Origin of the sequence: Candidatus Nitrosopumilus sp., assembly GCF_029882185.1 — an archaeon.
Lineage (GTDB): Archaea > Thermoproteota > Nitrososphaeria > Nitrososphaerales > Nitrosopumilaceae > Nitrosopumilus.
Window position 1 is genome coordinate 1 of sequence record NZ_JAOULD010000057.1, and the last position, 6,722, is coordinate 6,722.

The 6,722-nt window shown below is 30.0% G+C and carries 10 protein-coding genes and 1 pseudogene; 3 read left to right on the top strand and 8 right to left on the bottom strand.

All coding sequences use genetic code 11. From position 1 onward, the window contains the following. Nucleotides 1-422: 422 nt before the first annotated feature. Nucleotides 423-893 carry a hypothetical protein gene (locus OEW78_RS09380; RefSeq protein ID WP_300327040.1) on the top strand — a complete coding sequence of 157 codons (471 nt, stop codon included), beginning with the start codon at nt 423-425 and terminating at the stop codon, nt 891-893. A 3-nt stretch (nt 894-896) separates the two neighbouring features. Here OEW78_RS09380 and OEW78_RS09385 read toward each other — a convergent pair whose 3' ends face one another. Further along, nucleotides 897-1,163, bottom strand: a complete 267-nt coding sequence (locus OEW78_RS09385; RefSeq protein ID WP_366523058.1) for a DUF5679 domain-containing protein — start codon at nt 1,161-1,163, stop codon at nt 897-899. Between the two features lies 1 nt (nt 1,164). After that, nucleotides 1,165-1,707 (bottom strand): hypothetical protein, encoded by a 543-nt coding sequence (locus tag OEW78_RS09390; protein WP_300327041.1) that lies wholly within the window; start codon nt 1,705-1,707, stop codon nt 1,165-1,167. A gap of 142 nt (nt 1,708-1,849) precedes the next feature. Here OEW78_RS09390 and OEW78_RS09395 point away from each other — a divergent pair, with 142 nt between their 5' ends. Both OEW78_RS09395 and OEW78_RS09400 read left to right on the top strand, forming a co-directional pair. Beyond that, nucleotides 1,850-2,233 carry a hypothetical protein gene (locus tag OEW78_RS09395; RefSeq protein ID WP_300327042.1) on the top strand — a complete coding sequence of 128 codons (384 nt, stop codon included), beginning with the start codon at nt 1,850-1,852 and terminating at the stop codon, nt 2,231-2,233. Then, nucleotides 2,230-2,904 (top strand): hypothetical protein, encoded by a 675-nt coding sequence (locus OEW78_RS09400; protein ID WP_300327043.1) that lies wholly within the window; start codon nt 2,230-2,232, stop codon nt 2,902-2,904. Before OEW78_RS09395 ends, OEW78_RS09400 begins: the two co-directional genes overlap by 4 nt. Before the next feature lie 13 nt (nt 2,905-2,917). On the opposite strand, the gene OEW78_RS09405 is transcribed toward OEW78_RS09400, so the two are convergent. The 6 genes and pseudogenes from OEW78_RS09405 to OEW78_RS09430 form a co-directional block, all read right to left on the bottom strand. After that, entirely contained in the window at nt 2,918-3,583 is a 666-nt protein-coding gene (locus tag OEW78_RS09405) for a hypothetical protein (RefSeq protein ID WP_300327044.1), read from the bottom strand. A gap of 160 nt (nt 3,584-3,743) precedes the next feature. Beyond that, entirely contained in the window at nt 3,744-4,157 is a 414-nt protein-coding gene (locus OEW78_RS09410; protein WP_300327045.1) for a hypothetical protein, read from the bottom strand. Between the two features lie 50 nt (nt 4,158-4,207). Continuing rightward, nucleotides 4,208-4,696: an acyl-CoA thioesterase gene (locus tag OEW78_RS09415; RefSeq protein WP_300327046.1), complete on the bottom strand. Its 489-nt coding sequence runs from the start codon at nt 4,694-4,696 to the stop codon at nt 4,208-4,210. 56 nt (nt 4,697-4,752) lie between these two features. Beyond that, on the bottom strand, nt 4,753-6,084 hold the full coding sequence (locus OEW78_RS09420; protein ID WP_300327047.1) for a UbiD family decarboxylase: 1,332 nt from the start codon (nt 6,082-6,084) through the stop codon (nt 4,753-4,755). Next, nucleotides 6,077-6,418, bottom strand: coding sequence for a proteasome assembly chaperone 4 (locus tag OEW78_RS09425; protein ID WP_300327048.1), 342 nt, complete (start codon nt 6,416-6,418; stop codon nt 6,077-6,079). Before OEW78_RS09425 ends, OEW78_RS09420 begins: the two co-directional genes overlap by 8 nt. A 17-nt stretch (nt 6,419-6,435) precedes the next feature. Beyond that, nucleotides 6,436-6,722, bottom strand: a pseudogene (locus OEW78_RS09430) (hypothetical protein); the annotation flags it as partial.

Sequence of the window (6,722 nt, forward strand, 5' to 3'; positions counted from 1 at the left end):
CAGAATTCCAATCAGATGAGATTAACGAAGTTAATTTTGCAACAATTTTCCACTGAAAATTATTTTGATCATCAATTAATTCTAAAAATCGCTTTCCTTTTTCATCATCATTCATAATTTTTTCTCATAAAACAATCATAAAAAGTTAGCATTCATAATTACATTATTTCAAAGTTTTATTAGCAAAGTATAGAACTATTTTTGATAATGCAATGCAGTATTTCAGAGTGTAAACAAAAATCGATTGAAATCGTAAAAATCAGTTTTAGGGAAACAAGAAATCTATGCGAGGAACACTACAAATTATTTATTAATAAAGACAAAAAGCACATTCCAAAATTTTCTAAAGCATCAAATTCTCAGGATGTCTAGAACTATAGAATTATTGAAAGATTTAACATCTACCATTTTTAAAACAAAATATGATAGCCAAGAAAAAAAGTAATCCCAAAAAAAAGGTAAAGAAAACAGCATCAAATCCAAAAAACCAAGGTAAAACTACATCTAAAAAGCCTGAATTTGAAAAAGCATGGAGAGACTACAATTCTGCTTTAAATGGATGGAAGGAATCTCTTGCGCAATGGCAAAAGGCTACAAATCAAACTTTAATGACATATCATGATGCATGTCAAAAAGCATTAGAATCAGATGCGGAATTATTAAAAAAAGTTAGTTCAAGTTGGGAAAATACTTGGGAAGAGATAGGTCCAGAATACATCAAACAACAAACAAAGATGATAGAAAATATCTTTAAAGAAACCAATATTGAATCAATAAAAAAATTCAATAATCAATGGGAAAAATTTCTCAAAACTTCGGGGAATGATTCGATAATGGCATATCAAGAAGCTATCAAAAAATTTAATCAAGCATGGCAATCTGGACAAATGTAATTTTTATACATCAGATAAAATTTTTATTTTTTTCATTTTTCCAATTTGGAAAACTTTAGATTGACACATTGAACAAAATCCTCTAGCAGACCTACCTTTTTTCATAGTAGTTTTTTCGGGATTTTTGATTTGTCTTTTAGTTTTACACTTAACACAAGATGTTTCTTGTGAAACAGTTTCTAAAATTTTTGATTCAGAGTCATCATGATGATTTATCTTATTTTTAATATGATCAAGTTTCTTATTTTGTTTTTGTAGTTTTTGTATAATTTCATGTTATATATCCAGTCTCAAGTTTTTCAATTTCTTTTTCTAATTCCTTAACTTTAGAAAATTGTTCAGGAGTAGCTTCTTCTTCCTCTGGTTCTATTACTGGTTCAGGTGTAAGATCTAACTCTTGAGGAAGTTCTTCTGCTGACTCTTTTGGTAATGAATCTCTAGGACTAGAAGGTGGTTCTATTACTGGTTCAGGTTTTGATTCTAATTCTTGTATTTGTAAAGATTTCACAAATGAAGACTCTGGTAAATCGCCAAAATAGTCTAAAGTTGCCTTGTTTTTATCAATACGAAGATAAGGACTGCCATCAATGAAGAAAGTGTGAATTTTATGACCTTTTTTCCAAGAATTATTTCCACTGTAAATGGTAACATAGAATTTTCCATTCTTAATGTCAGAGGCAATTGTTAATCGATCTACAGGTTGACCTTTTGTAATACCTTGATCGGTATCTTGATGTCTAGTTGCGATTGAGATTAAATGTTCAGAATCATAACTAATTTCAGAAATTAAAAAATCAGCCCACTTCTTTATCATAAAAAATAATGATTAATTTCTAGTAATTAAGCGATGATTTTTTGATAATACAATCAAAAAATCAATTTATTACAAATATTCAAGATTATAATCATTAGTCTCAAAAAATAGGATTATTACTGTGAATTTTCAATAAGAATTGATGGAAATTTCAATTGAACCATGGAAAAAACTGATAATTCATGAAGTGATTGAATATAGATTTGAGGACTGGGTCAAACAAATAGCATTTAGTACACGATCGTCAGGAGGAGGAATACCCACCATGCAATGGACAAACGGAATTGTTTTTTCTCCAGCAAATTTCCCTACAACCAATTCAACAGTAGATGAACAATTAAGAGGAACTCTTCATTGGTCTTCAGTATCGTTTGCAATTAAAGAAAAATTTGAAAAGCAGATTGTGAAAGAAAACGCTACAATAAATTTGGTAGATGTTAGCGTAAATGAGATTTTTAAAGAATTAGCTACTAGCTTAAAAACACAATCAAAATATGCTATAATCAATCACGATAAATCCCAATGAACGTTGAAGAAGCTATAATAAAATGCGAGATTGCTTTAAAACAAATCAAACAATATGAACCTGAGCCATATTATGTAAGTTATTTTTTTGATCAATACATAATGTCATTAAATAATATAATTGAAGGAATTTTTGAGGAAGTAAACAGAGATTTTGGGTTATTTGTAGAGCAAATTTCTGAAGAGAAAATTTATGACAAGGCAAAAATAAAAAATGATGAAAATGCTATAAAATTTTTAGAATGGTATTCAGAAAAATATATTGAAGAACACAAAAATCCATATCCAGGTTTTATTAACAAAATACATTCTTTCAGAAATAAATTTGAAAGACTACCTGAAATCAAGATAATGATCAGAGCATCAGATAGATACAAAGATGATATTAATCAAGAAATCAAGATAAATCTGAATAATCAAAAATTAAGATCACAAGATGAATTGAATATAGAAATCAGAAGACAGTTACCAATTTTTTTGGAAGTAATTAATCATAAAAGACATGAACAAAATGAGCCTAAAGTGGAAGAAAAACAGATTGTGGCATCAGCATTCACAAGTATTGAAAATTATCAAGATATGGAAATCGCATATTCTGCAGAGATTTACATTCCAGTCATGAAAAGATTAGTTGAAGAATCAAGAAAGAAGATTCAGGAATTGATCAGATAGAAAAATTCAAAATTTAATCAGATAATCCAAAAATAGAATGTTCATTTTTGATTTTGATGATTGGTAAATATGAAAAGCCATGAACAAAATCATTAGAGAATTCGGGATCTTGTCCTTGAAATCCTTGATATTTAAGAAAATGTTTTGTTGGCTCAGATTCTAATTCTACATAATTGAAATTATAATACACTTCATCCATTTCTAAAGATGTAATGTAGCCAATTATCCAGGATTTTTTGTATGGTAATGTATAAAGTGTGAGTTTTTGTTCATCAGGGAATTCTGGATCGTATGTTAGCCGTGCTAAGCTACCCAAATCCTTTACTTGGATTGGATGAAATTGATCAGAGATGTTTTTTAATTTTTTTGGCAATGAAGAAATTTTAGATTTCATATGAATGATAGGTGCATAATTTGAATTAGTTTTTGTTGATTCGACAATGTCACAAATTTCCTTTCCTGCAATGACATGATATGAAATATATCTACCAGCTTTTGGCATTGGTACATAAAAAATCAACAAAGTATTTGCTAATGCGAGAGTACTTGAAAGGATCCTAGATCCATCAAATTCTTGAGAATATACTCTTTTAGGATATTCGTGAGATGCACAAGAATATCTTGCTAAATCATCAAAACTAGATAATTCAATAAAGCATTCATTTTGTGTAACAGACACAAAATAATTATGGATTGATCATATTTTTATTCTTTCTATGTTTTGTTGATTTCTTTTTTCATTGTTTCTATCAAAAAATCCTATTAGAAAATGAAAGATGTAGTTTTTTAAAAACAACCATGAAGCAAAAAAGAGAAAAATTGTCTCTCAATTTATTAATTTATTTGGATTTTGGCCACATTGAAGTCCAAGTTTCAGCAAACTTTTTCATCATTTCACCATAAGCATTCATCTGTTCTAATCCAGATGAACTAAGTGCTTTTTGCCAATTTTCTGTAAATTGTTTGAAAGAAGCTGTATTACTATCGTTGAGAGCTTTCTGCCAATTCTCACCAAACTCTTTGAATGAATTCATTCCTGCCTCATTAAGAGCTTTCTGCCAATTCTCACCAAATAATTTCATGGTGTCAGTACTAGATTCAACAGTTGCTTTATCCCAAACATCATTGAATTTTGATTGCATTTCATTACTTGCTTTTTGAATTTGCTCAAAAAGAGATTTCCAATTTTCAAGAGATTTGGTGTATTCGGCCCACAAAGAATCCCATTCATTATTTTTTCCTTGTTCGGACATTAACTAAAGATAGTTGTCACTATTCTTAAATGGATCTATTAAAGCACATGTTATTTTTGTCGATTCTTTAATCTGTTATCCATTCTGATTTTGCCTTCTTCAAATTTTGTTCTATCATCATCTGTTTTCAGAGATAATTTAGGAACAGATCTTGGTTTTCCATTTTTATCAAGTGCTACAAATGTAACAAATGCGGTTCCAGTAACAGTCCTAATTCCCGTGACGATATCTTCAGCTTCTGCTTTAACTTCAATTTCCATTGATGATTTATGAACATAATTTATTCTGGCATTTAATGTGAGAACATTTCCAACAAATACAGGTTTCAAAAAATTAACACTATCCATTGATACAGTAACTGCATTTGACTGAGCATGTCGCTGAGCAACAATTCCTGCTACCATGTCAATATGCTTTAAAATTTCACCACCAAATACATTTCCTGCCGGATTAGCATCAGATGGGAACATTCTGACAATCACTTCTGCATGTGATTCGAAAGGACTCTTTTCTGCAATATTGGGATTTTCTGATGACATATTATCTAATAATTACTCCTAAATTTATCCAATTTAATTTAATCAGTCAATTATGCTCATTTGAAATATTTTTCTAGTTTAATTTTCTCAATTTTGGGGATTTTTGCTAATTCGAATCCTTCAAGACGTTTAGAAAGAGGTCTAGTTGCATCAATGCCCATTTTTGCAGTTTGTAATTTTTGTTGATTACTAGAAGGATCAAGACTAGAACCACGTACATTTTTAAGGATTACCAGATCTTTATCTGCCTGAAATCTTGTAGCCATGGCATATTCTACTGATTCTGCACTATTAGGATCAATATCTTCATCAACTACAGTAACTTGTTTCAGTGAACGATGAGATTCAAATGTTTTTTTAATAATCTTTTTTGGGTCAGAATCATTTTTCTTTTTAATTTGGACTACAGCATGCAACCAATTACATCCACCATTAGTCATTGAAACTTGTTTAGTTTGAGAAAAAGATTTTTTCAATTCTCCATTAAGTTTTGATTCAATTGGCATTCCCATTAACAATCTATGTTCTGAATATCCAGAAAGAACATCATGGAAAATAGGATTATTTCTAAAATATAGATTTTCAAGTTCGAAAATTGGTTGAGTTCTTTTATGGTCATATGTCTGAAGCATTTCAACCATCCATTCAGGATGAGTTTTATCATGAAGAATTTTTCCTTCCATTACAATTTCAGCACCAGAAGGTACATTCAATCCCGACACAGGAAGTTTTGTTAAAGTTAATTTTCCATTCAAAAGAGAATTTGCAATGTCAATTTCATCTTTACCCCAATCAGCTTGGTACGCACCAGCGATTGAAATTGCAGGATGTACACCTACTGTAATAGCAATTTTAAGATCTTCACCATGATCTTTTGCATCAATAAAACATCTGTGTAAATGACGACCTTCAACCATCCTTATAGAAAGATGGTTTTTATCAATTGGCATCATCCTATGAAATGATGAATTTTGTTTTCCAGTTTCAGGGTTTTTGGCATACGCAATAGATGATGTAATGAATGGACCAGATTCTTTTTCAAAATGAGTCACTATAGGCATGGAAAAGAGGTTTTTTGACTTATTTTCCATGAATTTTCCAGAAGGAATAATTTTAGGTTTTTTTGCTTTTTTTATTGCTGAAATTACTTTTTCATGAATATTAGATTCAGTTCCACCAACTGCTATACCAAATCGTTTTCTAGTACCAACTAAGTTAGCAATTAATCTAAAATCACTTTCTTTGATTTTTTCAAACAAGACAGCATGAGAACCGTCAACCTTGGCTGTAACTCCAGCAATTTCAAATTTTGTTGAAACCGTATTTTTTACGGTTTTTAATTTATTTATTTTTTTGATTTGTGAAATGTAACTTCTTAAATCACTCATTCTCAATCATATCCATAATCTCAGACATTAAGGCTTTTGCAGTATTTGATTCTAAAGGCTTTTTAATAAAAGTAGAAACTAAAGCAATTCCTTTCATTTTAGTACTAATTCGTTCAGAAATAAGTTTTAGAAAAAGAGTTTCTGTTCTTGATGGAATTATTGTAGTTGTAATAGGAGTCGGTCCTGTTGATAATGATACTACCATTGAACCTAATTTGTTAGATCCTTCTGTTACTGAAATAAAATAACCATTTTCAAATTTTTGAATTTGTAAAGAAAAATTACGACTCTCCAAATTTACCATTTTGTGGAAAAATCCATTTGGAGAGGTCAACAAGCTATGAACAAATCTTATGCTTTTATTGCTATTGATTCACTTTTCTGAGAAGATATAACTTCGGTGTTCTTCTTGCAATTCTTCTCATGTTTATGTGGATAAACAAAGAGTTTCTCACAATATTTGCATGGAGTTTTTTCTTTGGTTTTAGATTTAGTTGCTTTAGTTTTAGCAGTTTTAGCTTTAGATTTTGCCTTCACAGTAACTTCTTGAACTTCTGATTCAATTTCAGTAGCTGCTGCAGCTTCCATAGAATCAGCCTCAACTCTAGCACGTAATTTTGCTTTGTATTTCAAATTAC